Raw genomic sequence first — 19,229 nt, 5'->3', positions numbered from 1 at the left:
ATGTCTCTGCTACATAGCTCATGATGATGTTCTTAAAGGCTGGTAATTTAAAATACAGTCATAAATGGGTAGAGAGATGTCTCTATACCTTTTACTATAGTATAGCTCTTTTTACAATAATCCGAACAGACCGTAATATGCTACTGGCCTGCTATAGCCATAAACACATATCTTATCGCATTCGGACTATTATAAGAAAGGCTATAATACCGGATTTCTCATAGGTTTTTCCGGAAGGGTAGAGAAATTTTTTTTCAATCATAAGTTGATACTGCCCATATTTACTCCAAATATTTGCAATTCAGAAGACCAGGTTTGCTAGGTCTTACTATAGTAAGTTCGACAAAATTACAAAAACTGTTCACTTTTTTAAAAAATTTTGCACAACTCCGCTTTCTATTAGCTTTCATACCCCACTAAATGGACTCTTTGTACTAGAAATGCAGTCCGAAATATGAATTGCTCTAAAATTTTTTTCATTACGATTTTTCTATTAAACTTTAATAGAGCTTAACGTGTTTACAATATACCCAGGGGAGAGATTTTCCGTCTATAAGAAGTAGCCACAAAAATGTGGTATTAGTAAAGTTATTTATAATAATTATTTGTGAATTAAGCATTTTAGATTCGAGATTACATAGATTTTTGGCAGTTTAAGCCATTTTAGATTGGAAAATGAAATCTCCTAAAAGGAAAAAATCCGGCTATATTAAAGGGTTAAGAGTAATTTAAGTTTGAAATTCAAAAAAACTTCTTAATTGCTTTAAAAGCTAGGATTATAGAGGGTTTTTGAGTGTAGCCCAGTTTCGGGTAAAACCTTATATATTATATATATAATAAATAATAATATATAATAATAGAACATATAGGATATGTACCTTTCATAATACCTACCTAAATATTATTAACGTGCTTAAATATTTAATTTTTAAATAACAAGTTAAGCAAAAAGACATGAACTGTAATAAGTTTTAACCTGGTGCTCAACTGAAATGGTTTTCAAAAAGGCTAATATACCGTCCATTTTAATTTTTAACCGAAATATAAAAGTCATTTAAAAAATAAACTCAAGTGGCAATTAACCGGTTTTTTAAAGTCGCCTATAACCTACTCTAACTACTTACGCATACAGGTGGACCAGCTGCATTTCATGATATTAGTAGACATAAACCTAGTTATTGTAAGATAATTAAAGGCATCACTCAAAGGAAGATAAATGTGTGGCCTATTCTTCAAAGTAAGGTTTTAAGGAATAAGAAGCTGTTCTGAGTTTTGTGATTTCCAGTAAAATTGAAAAATTAGGAACAAAAACATACTATACTTAACTCACTGAATTTCTATGCTTTTAGCCACTTAGTGTGTGAAAATATTACTTTTCCATTTTCAAAAGACTTAATGAATCAGATCGCCCTAAATAAAAATACAACACAGAGACAAAAATATGAAAAACCTGCTATTGCATTTTGGATAACCTAAAAAAAGATGAAAGACAAATGCTTACAAAAAACAAGATGGCTAATAATATCGTTTTAAAAAGATTCTACGACTCCAGGGTACAATTATACTACTAAGACCTAAGTTACTTATGTAAGGTAGCTCAAAACCCGATTATGAGGCACTTCTAAATTATCTTTTACCTTAAACTTTTACTTACTACAAAAAACCTTGTTTCATTTTATCATGTTTTTTATTTGTTGTAAAATATTTTTTCAAAAAAGTGAACAGCTTTTGTAATTTAGGTAAATATATATAACAAGAGCTGGTTATTTTGGAGGTCTTATTGAAATATAACGACTTTTATTTAAAACTCTTAAGGAAATATTTTAAATAATCTCTATAAACAAATTGTAGGTGAAGATAAAGAAAAAAGTTTTGCCATAAACATAAGCTACAAAACTCTCTCAATAGTTCAAGATGGAGACAAATTTATTTATTTACGTCTCCAATTTTATCGCGTACAATGGAGACAAAGATTTATGTTTTCACTAGGGTGGTTCACCCCTTGAAATTAAAACAAAAGCAAGATGTCAAACACAGATAGCTCAACTACAAGCTGGTTTTTGTTGTAGTTATTTTCTCACTTTCTTTACTTGCTTTAATTAATTCATCAAAGTCAGATTCATGTAATTTATCTTGTATAACTCTGTACTTTTCGTATTCTCCTTCAGCTAGAGCTTTTGCAACTTCAGCACTAACTTTACCAGCATCTTTAAGTACTTCATAATCATTGAACAATAGAAATGCATCCAACTTTTCAACCCAATTCTGCATTTTCATTAGCCGATGCTTTCTTGCTTGAAGTTCTGCATAATCTAGATACATTGAAACAATGTGATTTAGTTCACTTAATTCTTTTTCACTCAACCACTATCGGCTGAGAGCCGAAAGGTTGGATATAGCGCTGGAAGCGCGATGAGAAGCTAAAGCTACTCCAATCTTATACTAGATATAGAATGAGGCTGATGTGCATCTGTATGTTTATTGATGTACTCATTAATGACTTCATCTGTGATATGTCTGCTGGTAGCACTAAAGTATCCTCTTCCCCAAAAACGCTTTCCCCAGTACATTTTATTTAGCTCTGGAAATTCTTGTTGAACTTTGCGTGAAGACCTGCCTTTGGCTCTTTGAACAAAATCACTCACAGCTATATGAGGAGGTATTACTACGAATAAATGTAAATGATCTGATGATATTACTCCGTTTTCTATCTTAATCCCCATTTCTTCAGATACTTCTGCTATGATTGTTCGTATTCTCTCCTTCATAGCCTTAGTTAATACTCTGTACCGATATTTTGTAATCCAGACTATATGGTACCTATGATAAAATACAGTGTGTTTTCCTTTGTCATATTCCGTCATAACTATACTTTATAAAGTACAGTTATGACATTGACAAACTAAAGTTTCTCCACCTAGAAGGTGGAGGCTTGTACCATCTTATGGAAAGTCAAGTAGTTTTTTGCAACACTTACATCACTCTTATGAATTTTATTACCTAGACCATCTTTCCAAGTAGTTAGTCCCATATGTGGTTTTTTATGATCAACTCGAGAATATATTAGCTCTGCTGCAGTCAAGCCGTAAATCGCCCAATATAATTTATTCTGTACTTTTGCATAAAATTGTTTTGTTATTTCTGAATTTGGATCATAGTCTGCAGAGCATTCAGCATAAATGTCAGTAATCTTCTGGTAAAACCTACGTTCGGATGCTCGTATTTCCCTGATTTTTTCAAGTAACTCATTGAAGTAGTCTTTACCGAACTTCCTTCCGTTTTTTAGTCGTTCGCTATCTAATGCAAATCCTTTGATAATAAAATCCTTTAAAATTTTCGTAGCCCATACTCTGAACAATGTTGCTTTTTTAGAATTAACTCGATAACCAATAGCTATAATTGCATCCAAATTATAAAATTGTGTAGGATACTGTTTACCATCTTCAGCAGTATTCCGGAAAATCCGGATAACTGAATCTTTATCTAACTCTTGACTAGCAAATATGTTCTGTAAATGCTCACTAATTGTTCTAATATTAACATCAAACAACTCTGCCATTCTTTTTTGTGTAAGCCAAATGTTTTCATCTCGATACAAAACATCAATTCTCACGTCTCCATCTGGAGTTGTATATAATAAAATTTCGTTCCCATTTATTATCATATCTACTCTACCTTACTTCAAGTAGCATATGGGTTATTTGTAAAAAAGACAAGCAACTGTAAAACTCTAAAAATAGAGAACTATCTGCTTTATTCTTTAGCTGATAAGCAGTTTTAAAATTATTTTAACTTTTTTTTAGAAAATCCCGGAAAAAGTGGTGAGAAATCCGGTATATATATAATAGAAGGGCATTGATGTAGTTTGTGGATGTGCTTCAAATACAAAAGCTTTAAGTGTCAATTCAAAACTCGGCAAACAAACATTGAATATACTTGTATTTTTTTAGATGAGGTAAAAACTTCATTTTAAAGCTAGGTGTAACTTTATAGATCAATCTCAGCACCTCATCAAAGAATGCACTTAGTACCCTTTAAAACTTAATTAAATGGTATTTTTAGTAATCTTACTGTTACAAAACAAACTTGCAAGCAACGGTTTTTATCCTTTGCAAAAAAAATTGAACAGTTTTTGTAATTTTGGTGAATATATATAATAAGAAAACAACTTTCTGCAGTAGCACATAATTCTCGAATTTCCGTTGTTGGTCTACAAAAACCTATGAATTGCTAGTGTATTTTGCAGAAACCAGACGATATTTTGGAGTAAGTGCTACTTGTAATTTTAATAATAGCAAATGTCAATCCTAACACTGGACCTCGGCAAACAAACGGGCTGGGCAATTCTGACAGATGGAGCAATTCAAAGTGGGAGCAAAAGCTTTCATGGTAGTCGTTTCAGTGGAGGTGGCATGTGCTTTTTGAGTTTCCGTAATTGGCTTAACTCTTTAGAACATAAGTTCACTGCAGTGTATTTTGAGGAAGTAAGAAGACATTTAGGAACAGATGCAGCGCATTGCTACGGTGGTTTTCTGGCTGTTCTCTCTGCTTGGTGTGAAGAGCATCATGTGCCATACAAAGGTGTTCCTGTAAAGACTATAAAACGCTTTATAGCAGGCAAAGGCAATGCAAGTAAGAGTGAAGTTATTGAAGCGATACGTGAAAAAAGTTTTTCACCTAGAGATGATAATGAGGCAGATGCTTTGGCATTAATGTTTTACGCTATGAATCTTGGTAAAGATTTTAACACATAAAAAATACCGTAAAAGTGGGTCCTTTCGGCCATACTGGCGGGTTTGGTGGTGCTGACTCCAGGCCTTCTTTAGCGTCAGAGATATTTTAAATATTAACTTTTTAATTATTAAGAATTTAAATTATATGAATTTAGCAATCCACTACTATCCTACTCGAAACCTAGTTGAATATGAGCGTAACCCACGTAAAAATGACGATGTGGTCAACAGAATGTGTGCTTCTATTCGGGAATTTGGCTTTCGTATTCCAATTCTACACTATCTGTTAAGGAGAGAATTGAATTGTTTGAAAAAGGTACGAAGCAAACACCTATTATTAAGGAGAAACATATGAAGCAAACTTGTGGTAGTCACGACCTGAAGCAGTGCAACACTGAATACAAAGCAGCTTTTTCAAATGTGATTAGTAATGGTAGTGATGGCAGTATTACACTAGGAATGGATGAGGCAGGTGCTGATCAATTTGATGCACTTTCAGTGTTGGATAAGGGTGAAGATACAGAGGATGAATTTAATACAGTTTGTGAGGAAAAAGGAATAGAATATAACCGTCCGTATTCTCTTGATCAGTTTGAGGCAGCATCAAACACATCTTCCAACTCCCAAATAGACAACACAAAAGAAATGCAAAAAGAGGAAGAGGATATAGAATTAGGAGATAAACCAAAGCCGTTACCTAGGAATGGAATGTTGGAGAAGGACAATATTAGAAATGTAGCTCCACCTTCACCTAGAACAGCAGAAAATCATCGGTTGAGTATTATTCAGGATATTGCACCACCAAAGCTACCACATTCTTCTTTCCAATTAAATGGAGAAAAATGTGATGAGCAAGAAGCTATAGGAGAACCTATGTATGCAACTATAGACCAAAGTAAAAGATTCTCGAAAAGAGGTTTAGATGGTAAAATAAATGATCAAAGTCCAGAGATAGAAAATTCAAATTCTGAAGAAACATCAATTAAGAAAGGATCAATTGATGAACCTGTAGATCTGAATACAAAATTTTTAAAAAAGAGTTTGGAAGGAAGTGATAGTGGAATAGACAATAGAAGTGCAGAGATGAGTGAGTCTTGTGGCAATCAAGGATGGGAGAATATGTCATTAAATCATGATAGTCCAGTTACACTTTCAACTAGCTCATCAGAAAAAAGTGATAATGAAGAAACCCCGTTAATTAAAAAAGAAAAGAAAACAAATAGAATTTTGCCAAGAGTAAAATATGCAGTGCAGCAGAAGGAATTTATAATTTTCGGTATAGCTGCTGTTGCACTTAGCGTTTCTGCAGCTTTGGTATATTTACAGGATAAAGCACAATTTATTGCATTTTTTGCAAACAGTGTCATCTATGTAACTATACCAATTCTAGCTGTTGCATTATTGGTTGCAATTAGTCCGATATTTTGTGGAATAAAGCAATTTAGAGATACTGAAGAGTGTCAAATAGGGGGAAAGAATGCGAATGAAACTTTGAATCAGGTGCTAAAGTATCAACCAAAAGATAAAGTAATAAAATCAGTCAAACTGGAATACGGCAATGGTACTCATTCGCATTTTACACTTAACGCTTGGGAGGGTAAGAACAACTTCATTAATATTGACGACAAAGTCATTAGTAGAAGAAATAAAGTAGAATCAGTAATCAAAGATAGGCCATTATTTACAGCATTATTAAGCAGTTTGGTTGCTGTAAATATAGTATTGCCTTTATTACTGTATGTAGAAGGTGGTATTAATAGTGTACAGAAGTTTTACCAGAACGCTTTGATTAATAACGTAGGGTTATCACTACTTATAGGCTCGAGTATACTTGCACTATCAGTGATATTCCTTGGAGTACATTACTACAGAAAAACAAATTGCACAAATCTTGTATATTGTGAGGAAAGAATTGAACCAGAAAAAGTTAATGGAAAGTTCATTGAGGAAATAAAGGAAGCAAGGACAAAAGTGCTTGAAGAAAACCATAGTAAAGATGCCAAATGCAGCAGTTTAACGCTAGAGCAAGTAGTGGTTGAATCTCATAACTACAAAGATGCAATTTATAGTATTAGTTGAAAATAGCCAAATTTCACTATGTAAAAAGAAAGCAGCTATAAACCGGAGTACTTCGCTCTATATTAGTAAAATATCTCTAAGACGCCGGCAAGTATAAACAGGTAGGGAATTGCTGATACTGGCAAAACCTTTTCAGAGATTCAAGAAGAAAATTCGTAGAAACAAGAGAGAGGAGAAAAAAAAGTGAAAATCACACAAACAGAATGGGCAAGAGAGATAGGAGTATCAAAGCAATATGTCTGTTATTTAGTAAAAAAAGGAATAGTTGAGTTGGAGGATGGTTTGATCAATAGAGAACAAGCAAATGAAGCAGTAGCGGCAATAAGAGATCCAAGTCAGCCACTGAGGAGGAAAAATCCAGAAAATACAAGTAACCTTTCCACGATGTTGCTAAAAACCAGAATAAAAAATGAAATGGAACGAGGTAAACTTCTTGAGGCAAAAGCTAGGGCTGAGATAGGAGAACTTGTAGCAGTAGAAGAAGTAAAGCGCGATGCATTTAATGTAGCAAGAGTTGTCCGTAATAATTTACTTAATATTCCAAATAGAGTTTCAGCATTGCTTGCATCACTGAGTGACACTGAAAAGATTCATATGGCGCTAACTGAAGAGATTACAAACTCATTACAAGAGTTATCTAATACTAAATTTCAAATATAAAAAAGATTTTGAATATAAAATGGCTGATAACTTAAGTTTGGAGTTAATAAAGTGTCTCATTAATCAACCTGGATTAGATGTTAATGTCAGAGGATTAAATGGAAAGACACCACTACATTGTGCTATAGAATTTGATGAATTAAGCATGGTAGATTTGTTACTCACGAAGAAGAATATTAATCCTTTTGTTGAGGACAATGAAGGCAAAACCTCCTTAGATTATGCCAAAGAAGGGAAAAAAGCAGAAATATTGAAAGCGCTAATCAACAATAAATACGGATCAGAGCAAGATAGCTTGCTTCATTTGGCCGCAATGATAGGTGAAGTTAATGCAGTGAGATATTTGATCAGAAAAGGTATTGACGTTAATGCACGAAATGCTCTGCATCATACTCCATTACATCTAGCAGCAGGCATAGGACATGGAAATGTTGTCAAAATTTTAGTAGAAGAAGGAAAAGCTGAAATAGATGTCTTTGATGCACGAAATCAGACACCAATGCACTATGCAGTTAATAATAAAAAGTTGGAGATAGTAAAGTTACTGCTGAAGCTTGGAGCAGATGTAAATAGCGCGCGCATAGGACAAAACTCAATGAAATTGTCACCTGTTCATATAGCTGTAAGTAATACTAATTACGATGAAAGAGACTTATGTCTTGATATTCTCAAATGCTTAATAAAGGAGCCTAATGCTCAAGTCAATTTGCAAGACTACGAAAATAAAACACCACTACATTACGCTGAAAGACTTAAAACAATAGAAGTTTTACTAACGCGAGAAGATATAGACCCTCTGGTAAAAGACGATAGCGGCAAGACACCATTTGATTACGCTAAATCTGAGATAAAGAAGGCTTTGGTGAGTAATAAATACGGTTCTGAAAAGAATAGTCTACTCCATTTAGCTGCACAAAGAGGAGAAATTGAGATTGTAGATGCAATTTTAAAAGAAGAAATCAATATTGATATTGTAAATAATAAAGGTCTATCACCGATTTATCTTGCTGCAGAAAAAGGGCATTTACATGTAGTAAAGTTATTGCTGAAAAAAGGAGCAAACTATACACCTGTTCTGCACTTAGCAATCAAGTCAAATAATTTAGAATTGCTAAAAACTTTATTTAAAGAAAAGAGTATCAAATTACCAGATGAGATAGGCAGATCTGTACCAATTTATTATAGGTGTATGGAGCATAGAGATGCAAAAGTAAGAAAATACAATAATGTAATCTGTGTTTCTACCTCAGTAAGTGCAGTAGCAATAGCGGTATGTATAGGGTTAACAGCAACAACAATAAGCGGTGCAATCATTTTTGCAACAATAACAGGGGTATTTGTGCTTGTTATAGCAATAATCATAAGTCAGATGAGCAAAAGATATATAGAAAACGAATTTCAGAAAAAGATGTTTATGGAATTGGAGGAATGTAGTTCTACTGTTAATGATGTTGAGATAGAACCAGCAATAAGTAGGGTTAAGGTATGATCTATGCTACATCTTTTTCTGAAGGTTTAAGACCAGATCCACTACTTAAAGTATCAGAGTGGGCGAATGAGTATCGAGTTTTAGCACCAACTGCAGCATCAGAGCCAGGAAAATGGAGAACGGAAAGAACTCCTTATTTAAAAGAGATCATGGATTCACTTTCTCCATCTTCACCTGCAGAAAAAGTAGTATTCATGAAAGGAGCGCAGATTGGAGGAACAGAAGCTGGTAACAATTGGATAGGCTACATCATTGATCAGACACCAGGTCCAATGTTAGTTGTGCAGCCAACAGTTGAAATGGGAAAACGTTGGTCAAAAGGAAGATTTGCGCCACTGATTGAAAGTACACCATGTTTAAAAAGTAAAGTAAAAGACCCAAGGTCAAGAGATTCGGGCAATACTGTACAAAGCAAGGAATTTCCAGGTGGAATAGTAGTAATAACTGGAGCAAATAGCAGTGTAGGCCTCCGATCTATGCCAGTAAAATACCTCTTTCTTGATGAAATAGATGCGTATCCAGGAGATTCAGGAGGAGAAGGAGATCCAGTACTGCTCAGTATTGCTCGAACTAACACTTTTGCACGTAGAAAGATTTTTTTAGTATCAACACCAACGATTCATGGAATAAGCAGAATTGAGAAGGAATTTGAAGCAACAGATAAGAGATACTTTTTTGTACCATGCCCGCATTGTAATTACTATCAAGTTCTAAAGTGGTCACAAATAAAATGGGAAGATAAAAATCCAAATACAGCACACTATATATGTGTAGAATGTGGTGAAAAGATAGAAAATCATCAAAAGACAGAGATGCTTGAGCGTGGAGAATGGAGGCCTACTAGTAGAGTAAAAGGTGAGAAAAAAGGATTTCATCTTTCAAGTCTTTATAGTCCAGTTGGCTGGTATAGTTGGCAACAAGCAGTAGAGGATTTTCTGCATGCAAAGGAAAGTGAACAATTACTGAAGGTTTGGATAAATACTACGCTTGGAGAAACCTGGGTAGACAAAGGAGAAGTACCAGACTGGAAGCAACTATTTAACAGAAGAGAATTTTTCCCCATAGGCACAGTACCAAAAGGCGAAGTAGTTCTCACAGCAGGAGTAGATGTCCAAAAAGATCGGTTAGAAGTAGAAGTTGTAGCCTGGGGAAAAAGCCGTGAAAGTTGGTCAATAGACTATCGAGTATTTGAAGGAGATACAGGAGGTGGAGAAGTATGGGGAAAACTCTCTGAGCTCTTAAATCATCATTTTATCGGTGAAAATGGGCTTGAATATATGATAAGCATGATGGCGGTTGATGCAGGGTATGCAACGCAGGAAGTTTACAACTGGGTGAGAAGTCATCAAGGATCGGGAAGAGTAATGGCAGTGAAAGGTGTAAATAAAGCGCTAGTACCACTTAGCAGCCCAAGTAGAGTAGATATAACAGTTGGTGGTCAAAAGCTGAAAAGAGGAATAAAGCTGTGGCCAGTAGGGGTATCGATATTAAAGTCAGAGCTTTTTCAGCTACTTAATATTTTAAAAAGCGGGGAAAAAGAGAAAGTGCCAGCAGGATATTGTCATTTTCCTGAGTATGCACCTGAATATTTTAAGCAGCTAACGGCAGAGCAATTAGTCAGTAAAGTAGTGAAAGGATATACCAAACAAGAGTGGCAAAAGGTAAGAGAAAGAAATGAAGTACTAGATTGCCGAATTTACGCAAGAGCAGCATCTATTGCGCTTGGAATTGATCGTTGGCCAGAGAGTAAATGGAATAGTTTGAGTGAAAAACCAGAAAGTAAAAAATCAAAGAAAATAGTCAAAAGCAAGTGGATCAGCAAGTAGTAAATGTATAACGAAGAATATTTAATTCAAGTCGAAGAAGCGATAAAAAAACTGCAAAATGGAGAGCGAGTAGTATCAATTGCTTATGGTGACCATGTTGTGCGGTACGGGGAAGTTCAAATAAAGGATTTATTGGAGCTCAGGCAACGTATTAAAGCTGAACTGAAAGTTGCAGGTGTGAAGCCAAAGAGAAAGATAGTGTTTTCAACGAGTAAAGGGATTGACAAAATTATATAAAAGTGTTACAATTCGAAGTTGATATCTTGCAGTGAATAATATGGATCAAAATCAAGGAAGGATTAATGTTAATGTAAATTTTGAGGGGGAGTTTGCTCATTACCTTATAGAAATGGCGAAAGTTCAAAATAGACCTATAGAAGAGATTGTAAAAGATCTAGTAGAAGAAGAACTTGAAGTAAGTAAACTATCTGAAGGTGACGAAATGGATGAAGGAGAAATAGCTCTACTTGAACTTGCTGCTAAACGTAATGTTCCTGGAGCAAAAATAATTAGGCATGAAGATATCAAGTGGGAATAATTTACCAAATTGGTTATTTAGAAGGTGTAGATACCGAAGATCTTCCTTCTCTTCCGAAAACAATACGGTTAAGGGTGCAAAAAGCTATAGAAAAACGTCTCACAATTATTCCTGATAAAGTAGGTGAGGCTTTATCGCATAAATGGGTAGGCTACTTTAGGTTGCGTGTTGGCGATTATCGAGTCATATACTTAATAGATAACTCAGAGCACATGGTCAAGATTGCAGCAATAGGACATCGAAAAGAAATTTATAAACGTAGTCCAGAGTAATGACTCTCTACATACAATCTGTTAAACAAATTCTCTAGCAACTTGCTATAATTTTTCAATGTCAAATTGTGCAACAACTTGCTGCATAATTAAAGAGGCAAAATGTTATTAAAATCATTCAAGCAATTATTTAACAAACCAAAGATAAAAAGCTCTGCATGGGATGCTGCAGGATCAGGAAGAAGAGTAGTGTATTGGCAACCGGAGAAAAGTAATATAAATAGCTTACTCTCTCAAAACCTTGAAACTTTACGTAGTAGATCACGTGATATGGTGAGAAAAAATCCATATGCAGCAAATATCATTGATACAATAGTAAGTATAGCCTTTCTTATAATAGTCCGAATGCGATAAGATATGTGTTTATGGCTATAGCAGGCCAGTAGCATATTACGGTCTGTTCGGATTATTGTAAAAAGAGCTATAACTCTATTGGAACAGGAATAAAACCACAATCAAAAGCAAGAGATGGAGAATTTCGAAAGAAAATACAAGAATTATGGCTAAAATGGACAGATGAAGCGGACAGTAATGGAGTAAGTGATTTTTATGGATTACAAGCTCTAGTATGCAGAAGTATGATAGAGGGAGGAGAATGTTTTGTACGTTTAAGAACGAGAAAGCTGGAAGATAGATTTTCTGTGCCATTACAACTGCAAGTACTTGAGTCTGAACATTTAGATAATAAAACAAATCAAACTTTAGGAAATGGTAATGTAATAAGAAACGGGATTGAGTTTAACAGGCTTGGGCAAAGAGAAGCTTTTTTCCTTTTTCGAGAACATCCAGGAGAAGGCTCATTTGGAGAATCAGTGAGAGTGCCAGCAAATGATGTTTTACATATTTATAGACCATTAAGACCTGGGCAAATTAGAGGGGAGCCATGGCTTTCTAATATACTGCTAAAGCTTTATGAGCTTGATCAATACGATGATGCAGAGCTGGTGAGAAAAAAGACAGCAGCAATGTTTGCAGGGTTTATTACAAGACTTGATCCTGAAGCAAATATTTTAGGTGAGGCGCAAGCAAATGAGCAAGGAGTAGCACTATCTGGCCTGGAACCTGGAACAATGCAGCTTTTAGACCCAGGAGAGGACATAAAATTTTCAGAGCCATCAGATGTTGGAGGAAGTTATGAAGCATTCATGAGACAGCAACTGAGGGCAATAGCAATAGGTACAGGGATAACATATGAGCAGCTAACAGAAGATTTAACCGGTGTTAATTATTCATCAATCAGAGCAGGATTAATAGAGTTTCGTCGTAGATGCGCTATGCTGCAACATAACATTATGGTATTCCAATTTTGCAGACCAGTATGGAGTAGATGGCTAGAACTTGCCACTTTATCTGGAGAGCTTTCTACAACAGATAATCAAGTATTTAAAGAAGTAAAATGGATACCACAGGGATTTGATTGGGTGGATCCACTGAAAGACCAGCAAGCACAGCAAATGGCAGTAAGGAATGGATTTAAGAGTCGATCGGAAGTAGTATCAGAAATGGGTTACGATGTAGAAGAAATTGATCAAGAAATAGTAGAAGATCAAAAGCGAGCTAATTCTTTTGGACTTTGTTTCGATTCTGATGTTAATCATAAAAGGGGAGGAAGTGGTGTGGATAAATAAACCAGTAATGGTAGAGAGAAGAAGCTTTGAACTACTATCATTATATAACAGCAAACAACCTATCTTTAAGAACTTAAAGCATTTTCATATAAACCCAAAAGGAATAGCAATAATACGTATTTATGGAGTTTTGACAAAAAAAACAGAAGCTTTTGATCATATTTTAGATATGACTTCGTATGAAAATATTCATGAAGAGATAGAGAGCGCTTTAGAAGATAAAAGCATAGAGACGATTCTACTTGACATAGACAGTCCAGGAGGGGAAGTAAACGGTGTCTTTGACCTAGCTGATTTTATTTATGAATCAAGAACAAAAAAGAGAATTATTGCAATAGCAAATGATGATGCATATTCTGCTGCGTACGCTATAGCCTCTAGCGCTGAAAAGGTATTTGTGAGTAGAACTTCAGGAGTAGGAAGCATAGGAGTAATAGCAAGTCATATAGATCAAAGTGGGTTTGATGAAAAACAGGGAATAAAATATACGACAGTATTTGCAGGAAGTAGAAAAAATGATTTAAATCCACATGAGCCAATAACTTCTGAGAGTTTAGAAAACCTAAAAAGCGAAGTGAATCGTTTATATGGAATGCTGGTTGAGCTAATAGCACGCAATAGAAACCTTTCTGTAGAAGCAATCAAATCAACAGAAGCAGGGCTATATTTTGGCGAGAAAGCAGTAGAAATAGGTCTTGCAGATGGAATTACAATTCTTTCATCTATTAATCAAAACAGGAGTATTATTATGAATGAACAAACTACAAATGACCTAAAAACTAATAATTTAACTAAGTATCGTACTGAAGTTGTTGAATTAATACGTTTGTGTAACTTATCACGAATGCCAGAGAAAATAGGAGAATTTATTGAGCAGGGTGTAAGTGTTGAGCAAGCAAGGGAGGTTTTAATGGAATTACTTGCAGAAAGAACAAAGAAGACAGAGATAATAAGTACAATACCACAGAATTCAGGAGAAGAGTTGATGATGCAGGTAGCGAAAAGTCGTAGGCATTTAAAATATATAACAAAAGGAGAAAAGCAAAATGAGTAGTATAACAGAACAAAATAATCTAGGTGACTTATTAAAGTATGAGGCATCAAGTCTATATTCAAGAGACCAAATAACGGTAGCAAAGGGTCAAAATCTGAAGCTAGGGACAGTTGTTGGTCGTGATAAAGACAACATGATTAGGATAATAAATCCAACTGCCACAGATGGCACACAAACAGCAATAGGTGCAATAGTAAGTGATGTAAATGCGACAGAAAATGCCAAAGCAGTAATTATTACTCGTAGTGCAATGCTAGCTGATTATGCAGTTGTATGGCCAGCAAATATCACTGAAGAGCAGAAAAATGCAGCAATAAAGCAACTTGAAGGACGAGGGATCATCATCCGCAAAGGGGTCTAGTAAATAATAAAAAACATAAAGGGGAAAAAATGCAAAATCCATTTACAAATACAGCATTTAGCATGACGGCACTAACAAATGCGATGAATATATTGCCGATAAATTATGGACGTGTTGAAAATTTAAATTTGTTTCCAAGTAGGTCAGTAAGATTTAGACATATTACCATAGAAGAACACAACGGAGTATTAAGTTTACTACCAACGCAAGTTCCAGGAGCACCAGCAACAGTAGGAAAACGTGGTAAAAGAAAAGTAAGAACATTTACGATTCCACATATTCCTCACGATGATGTAGTGTTACCAGAAGAAGTACAAGGAATAAGAGCATTTGGATCAGAAAGTGAACTGAAAGCGCTGGCAGATGTAATAACTGATCATTTGCAGCTAATGAGAAACAAACACGCGATAACATTAGAGCATTTGCGAATGGGAGCGCTCAAAGGAATAATTTTAGATGCTGATGGGTCAGAATTATTAAATCTGTACAACGAATTTGAAATAACACCAAAAGTAGTAAATTTTGCCCTTGGAACAGCAACAACTGACGTAAAACGTAAGTGTCTGGAAGTACTCCGGCACATAGAAGATAATCTAAGTGGTGAATATATGACTGGAATTCATGCCTTGGTAAGCCCTGAGTTTTTTGATGCATTAACTTCTCATGCTAAAGTAAAAGAAGCATATGAAAGATTGTAAGTTAAAAATGTGATATAAAAGAGATAAGAGGGAAAGATAACCCTACTCACTATAGGAATAGGGCTACCACGGGCGTGTGCGACCGAATGAAAGTTGGTATTACAACCGTAGCCATCAAGGTAAACTAGCCCCATCTCTCGATACGTTTGAATAGTTGCATGGGACATATGTATGCACCCGTTTACAATCTTAAATTAATTAAACTATCGAGGTTATTTATTATGATTACATCTTATCAAAATTTCATTGGCATTGATATCGGAAAATTTAAAAATGTTGCTGCAGCTTATAACCAAAGGAGCGCTATCAAGTTTGACAATGATGCTACTGGTTGGCAACAGTTGTTTCAAAAATTTTCAGATATCCTACCTAATTCTCTAGTAACTTTAGAAAACACTGGAAAATATGAGCTTGGCTTAGCACATTTTCTTGTTGATAAGAATGTTGCTGTACATCGAGCTAATACTCGTAAAGTAAAAAGTTTTATCATATCACATGGAACTTTAGCAAAGACAGATCAATCAGATGCAAGAGCCCTTGCTCAATATGGTTTTGAACGCTATAGTGCTCTATCTCTATTTGTGCCTATGTCAAAAGAACAAACCGCCTTAGTTGCACTCTGTCAACGTCGTGATGACATTACGCAAATGAGAACTCAAGAGAAATGTAGGCTTGCAGCACCTGAAAACGACTATATAAAGGAAAGTTGCCAAAAAACAATAGACTTTTTTACCAGTCAGATAAATGAGTTCAACGATGCCATACAAAGAATTATTGATAAAAATCCAGAGTTACAAAAGCGTCAAAAAATCTTGAGAACAGTGCCAGGAATAGGTCTCAAGTTATCACAAGTTTTTGTGTGTCTAATGCCAGAACTTGGCCACCTAAACAAAAAAGAAGTTGCAAGTCTTGCTGGAGTTGCTCCACATCCAAAAGAAAGCGGTAAAACTATTGGTTACCGAAGGATAACAGGTGGTAGAAGCAATGTTCGTGCAAAGCTTTTCACAGCTGCTATGGCTGCTGCAAGATCTAAATCTGCACTTGGTGCTTTTTATTCTGATCTTATTGGTAGAGGTAAAAAGAAGATGGTAGCTATAACAGCTCTAATGCGAAAAATCATAGTAATTGCCAATGCAAGACTTAAAGAAGCAATTAGAGGTTGTCCGGAAACTAGTAAATTCAAGCATATTCCCTCTTTAACATAACCCTACTCATAGCTAGGTATATGAAATTCTCAGTGGATGTTGTGAGTAAATCATACTCCTTCGATAGCCTTCTATTCCTATTAACCCAAGCAAAAGTCCTTTCTACAACCCATCTTCTTGGCTGTACTTTAAACCCTTGTTCTCTTGTTGGTAGTAGCTCAGGTGGCGTATCTTTGTGCACCCAAAATCTACATGGAGGCCTTTTAACAATTTCAATATCTATGTCATATTCTTCCTTTATGTGATTCTTTAAATTTCTTCCTTGGTATCCCATGTCAGCCCACATTTTTTTAACTTTAGTATATTTTGTTCTCATATTGTTTAATGCTATTTTAATACCATCTCTATCATTTTCGTTAGCAGCGCCTACGTAACAACCTAGTATAAAACCCTGAGTGTCTGTAATTATATGCCTTTTTCTACCCTTTACTTTTTTACTTCCATCATAGCCTTTGATCCCCCCTTTTCTGTAGTCTTTACAGATTGACTATCTACTATACAGGCACTCGGCTGCTCATTCCTTCCTATTTTTCTTCTACTATATTTTGTAATTTCATAATTCATTTTCTCAAAAATTCCCTGCTTCTTCCATTGCCTGAACTGCTCATACACAGTCTTCCATAGCGGAAAATCATTTGGTAAATACCGCCATTGACACCCTGTACGCAATACATAGAAAATTGCTTCTAATATTTCTTTTTTGCTATACTTTTGCGGCCTTCCTCCTTTCTTGTATGATACTCTGAAGTGTTTTTCTATTCTTGCCCATTCCCTTTCGCTTAGATCTGTTGGATACTTTTTTCTCATCTTTACCCCGTACTAAAATTTCAGATATTATAGCCTTTTACTTGTTTCCGGACAACCTCTTAGAGGTTGTCCGGAAACTAGTAAATTCAAGCATATTCCCTCTTTAACATAACCCTACTCATAGCTAGGTATATGAAATTCTCAGTGGATGTTGTGAGTAAATCATACTCCTTCGATAGCCTTCTATTCCTATTAACCCAAGCAAAAGTCCTTTCTACAACCCATCTTCTTGGCTGTACTTTAAACCCTTGTTCTCTTGTTGGTAGTAGCTCAGGTGGCGTATCTTTGTGCACCCAAAATCTACATGGAGGCCTTTTAACAATTTCAATATCTATGTCATATTCTTCCTTTATGTGATTCTTTAAATTTCTTCCTTGGTATCCCATGTCAGCCCACATTTTTTTAACTTTAGTATATTTTGTTCTCATATTGTTTAATGCTATTTTAATACCATCTCTATCATTTTCGTTAGCAGCGCCTACGTAACAACCTAGTATAAAACCCTGAGTGTCTGTAATTATATGCCTTTTTCTACCCTTTACTTTTTTACTTCCATCATAGCCTTTGATCCCCCCTTTTCTGTAGTCTTTACAGATTGACTATCTACTATACAGGCACTCGGCTGCTCATTCCTTCCTATTTTTCTTCTACTATATTTTGTAATTTCATAATTCATTTTCTCAAAAATTCCCTGCTTCTTCCATTGCCTGAACTGCTCATACACAGTCTTCCATAGCGGAAAATCATTTGGTAAATACCGCCATTGACACCCTGTACGCAATACATAGAAAATTGCTTCTAATATTTCTTTTTTGCTATACTTTTGCGGCCTTCCTCCTTTCTTGTATGATACTCTGAAGTGTTTTTCTATTCTTGCCCATTCCCTTTCGCTTAGATCTGTTGGATACTTTTTTCTCATCTTTACCCCGTACTAAAATTTCAGATATTATAGCCTTTTACTTGTTTCCGGACAACCTCTTATAGCATTTCTCATAATAGTCCGAATAGGTCATAGGAAGGCAGAATCAACAGCACGACGAAAGGATTCGAATAGAGGAATGTTTTTCCTGGCTCTGTTTTTTATAGCAAACCAATGATGCTCAATTTTGTTAAAATCTGGAGAATAAGGCGGCAGATACAAAATTTCTGCACCGACTCCTTTAGCGAGCTTGATAAGCTTATCAGACTTATGAAAAGTAGCATTATCAAGAATGACAGTTTGTCCAGGTTCTAAGATCGGTGCCAAAAATTGCTCAAACCATCCATTAAAAATATCCATATTACAGTGGCCTTCAAATGTTAATGGAGCAACTATCTTTCTTCTACTTAAGGCTGCAACCATGCTGATTCGTTGAGTTTTTTTTCCAGATTTTAGGGCATAAAATCGCTGTCCTTTCTGGCAATACCCATATGGATAGTCCTCCGTGTTATCAATCCCAGACTCATCTATATACACTAAGTTTTCTGGTTCTTTTGTTGCTATAATTTTTAAGAATTCAGCACGTTTTTCTTCGTTCCTTTCCTTGTATCCATATGTCTTTTTTTGCGCGTAAATCCAATTTTTCTGAGAGCTCGGTGGATCGTTTGGATACTAACGTTGCCCCAAAGTTTAGCCATTTCCGACAGAGTTTTTCTACCGTGTTTTTTAGCAAATTCGATAAACTTATTCCAGTCGATAATTTTCTGATTGTAACCTCCATTACCGAGTTTTTTTGACTGAAAGTCGCCTGTTTCTTTTTTTCTTTGCTGCCACTCCCACAAAGTAGTTCGTCCAATTTTAAATCTTGCTGCCACTGCTTCTCTGCTTTCCCCTTCGTCTAGTGCTTCCATTGCTTTTTTTCTTAAATCATAACTATATGCTGCCGGCATCCAACCTCCT

General features: G+C 35.3%; 15 protein-coding genes and 7 pseudogenes. 16 read left to right on the top strand and 6 right to left on the bottom strand.

Going from position 1 to position 19,229, the window contains the following annotated elements; translation table 11 throughout:
* Positions 1–26: 26 nt before the first annotated feature.
* Entirely contained in the window at positions 27–224 is a 198-nt protein-coding gene (locus AAGD90_RS03345) for a hypothetical protein (RefSeq protein ID WP_341822152.1), read from the top strand.
* Positions 225–2,046: 1,822 nt separating this feature from the next.
* Here the strand turns inward: AAGD90_RS03345 and rhuM (AAGD90_RS03340) are convergent.
* From rhuM (AAGD90_RS03340) to rhuM (AAGD90_RS03330), 3 genes and pseudogenes are all read right to left on the bottom strand, one after another.
* Positions 2,047–2,364 (bottom strand): RhuM family protein, encoded by a 318-nt coding sequence (gene rhuM, locus AAGD90_RS03340; protein ID WP_341822151.1) that lies wholly within the window; start codon positions 2,362–2,364, stop codon positions 2,047–2,049.
* Between the two features lie 62 nt (positions 2,365–2,426).
* On the bottom strand, positions 2,427–2,864 hold the full coding sequence (gene tnpA, locus AAGD90_RS03335; RefSeq protein WP_341822150.1) for an IS200/IS605 family transposase: 438 nt from the start codon (positions 2,862–2,864) through the stop codon (positions 2,427–2,429).
* Between the two features lie 86 nt (positions 2,865–2,950).
* Positions 2,951–3,664, bottom strand: a pseudogene (gene rhuM, locus AAGD90_RS03330) (RhuM family protein); the annotation flags it as partial.
* Between the two features lie 634 nt (positions 3,665–4,298).
* On the opposite strand from rhuM (AAGD90_RS03330), the gene AAGD90_RS03325 reads away from it, so the two are divergent.
* The 15 genes and pseudogenes from AAGD90_RS03325 (at position 4,299) to AAGD90_RS03255 (ending at position 16,543) form a co-directional block, all read left to right on the top strand.
* Positions 4,299–4,754 (top strand): crossover junction endodeoxyribonuclease RuvC, encoded by a 456-nt coding sequence (locus AAGD90_RS03325; protein WP_341822148.1) that lies wholly within the window; start codon positions 4,299–4,301, stop codon positions 4,752–4,754.
* Positions 4,755–4,878: 124 nt separating this feature from the next.
* Positions 4,879–5,010: pseudogene (locus AAGD90_RS03320) on the top strand (DNA methylase N-4); the annotation flags it as partial.
* A gap of 26 nt (positions 5,011–5,036) precedes the next feature.
* The gene (locus tag AAGD90_RS03315; protein WP_341822147.1) at positions 5,037–6,812 is read left to right on the top strand and encodes a hypothetical protein; all 1,776 of its coding nucleotides are present in this window, start codon (positions 5,037–5,039) and stop codon (positions 6,810–6,812) included.
* A 183-nt stretch (positions 6,813–6,995) separates the two neighbouring features.
* Positions 6,996–7,472: a hypothetical protein gene (locus tag AAGD90_RS03310; protein ID WP_341822146.1), complete on the top strand. Its 477-nt coding sequence runs from the start codon at positions 6,996–6,998 to the stop codon at positions 7,470–7,472.
* A 19-nt stretch (positions 7,473–7,491) separates the two neighbouring features.
* Positions 7,492–8,961, top strand: coding sequence for an ankyrin repeat domain-containing protein (locus AAGD90_RS03305; protein WP_341822145.1), 1,470 nt, complete (start codon positions 7,492–7,494; stop codon positions 8,959–8,961).
* On the top strand, positions 8,958–10,787 hold the full coding sequence (locus tag AAGD90_RS03300) for a phage terminase large subunit family protein (RefSeq protein ID WP_341822144.1): 1,830 nt from the start codon (positions 8,958–8,960) through the stop codon (positions 10,785–10,787). The genes AAGD90_RS03305 and AAGD90_RS03300 overlap by 4 nt, the downstream gene beginning before the upstream one ends.
* Before the next feature lie 3 nt (positions 10,788–10,790).
* Entirely contained in the window at positions 10,791–11,024 is a 234-nt protein-coding gene (locus tag AAGD90_RS03295) for a hypothetical protein (protein WP_341822143.1), read from the top strand.
* A 40-nt stretch (positions 11,025–11,064) separates the two neighbouring features.
* Positions 11,065–11,325 (top strand): hypothetical protein, encoded by a 261-nt coding sequence (locus tag AAGD90_RS03290; protein WP_077188256.1) that lies wholly within the window; start codon positions 11,065–11,067, stop codon positions 11,323–11,325.
* Positions 11,316–11,597: a type II toxin-antitoxin system RelE family toxin gene (locus tag AAGD90_RS03285; protein WP_010962706.1), complete on the top strand. Its 282-nt coding sequence runs from the start codon at positions 11,316–11,318 to the stop codon at positions 11,595–11,597. The genes AAGD90_RS03290 and AAGD90_RS03285 overlap by 10 nt, the downstream gene beginning before the upstream one ends.
* A gap of 102 nt (positions 11,598–11,699) precedes the next feature.
* Positions 11,700–11,918, top strand: a pseudogene (locus tag AAGD90_RS03280) (phage portal protein); the annotation flags it as partial.
* Positions 11,919–12,022: 104 nt separating this feature from the next.
* Positions 12,023–13,225, top strand: a pseudogene (locus AAGD90_RS03275) (phage portal protein); the annotation flags it as partial.
* The gene (locus AAGD90_RS03270) at positions 13,185–14,279 is read left to right on the top strand and encodes a S49 family peptidase (protein ID WP_341822173.1); all 1,095 of its coding nucleotides are present in this window, start codon (positions 13,185–13,187) and stop codon (positions 14,277–14,279) included. The pseudogene AAGD90_RS03275 and the gene AAGD90_RS03270, both read left to right, overlap by 41 nt.
* The gene (locus AAGD90_RS03265; RefSeq protein ID WP_341822142.1) at positions 14,272–14,640 is read left to right on the top strand and encodes a head decoration protein; all 369 of its coding nucleotides are present in this window, start codon (positions 14,272–14,274) and stop codon (positions 14,638–14,640) included. Before AAGD90_RS03270 ends, AAGD90_RS03265 begins: the two co-directional genes overlap by 8 nt.
* A gap of 29 nt (positions 14,641–14,669) precedes the next feature.
* Positions 14,670–15,332 (top strand): annotated as a pseudogene (locus tag AAGD90_RS03260) (major capsid protein); the annotation flags it as partial.
* Positions 15,333–15,559: 227 nt separating this feature from the next.
* Entirely contained in the window at positions 15,560–16,543 is a 984-nt protein-coding gene (locus tag AAGD90_RS03255; protein ID WP_341822141.1) for an IS110 family transposase, read from the top strand.
* Here the strand turns inward: AAGD90_RS03255 and AAGD90_RS03250 are convergent.
* The 3 genes and pseudogenes from AAGD90_RS03250 to AAGD90_RS03240 all read right to left on the bottom strand — a co-directional run bounded on the left by AAGD90_RS03250 (position 16,518) and on the right by AAGD90_RS03240 (position 19,219).
* Positions 16,518–17,350, bottom strand: a pseudogene (locus AAGD90_RS03250) (IS5 family transposase). The gene AAGD90_RS03255 and the pseudogene AAGD90_RS03250 sit on opposite strands and share 26 nt — an antisense overlap.
* Before the next feature lie 86 nt (positions 17,351–17,436).
* Positions 17,437–18,269: pseudogene (locus AAGD90_RS03245) on the bottom strand (IS5 family transposase).
* A gap of 90 nt (positions 18,270–18,359) precedes the next feature.
* Positions 18,360–19,219 (bottom strand): IS630 family transposase gene (locus tag AAGD90_RS03240; RefSeq protein WP_156518142.1). Its coding sequence is split into 2 segments (ribosomal slippage): positions 18,360–18,895 and positions 18,895–19,219, totalling 861 coding nucleotides; the frame shifts between segments, so codons are not numbered across the junction.
* Between the last annotated feature and the right edge of the window lie 10 nt (positions 19,220–19,229).

Origin of the sequence: Wolbachia endosymbiont (group A) of Ischnus inquisitorius, assembly GCF_964026985.1 — a bacterium.
Classification (GTDB): Bacteria; Pseudomonadota; Alphaproteobacteria; order Rickettsiales; family Anaplasmataceae; genus Wolbachia; species Wolbachia pipientis.
This window is presented reverse-complemented; position numbering and strand designations above follow the sequence as displayed.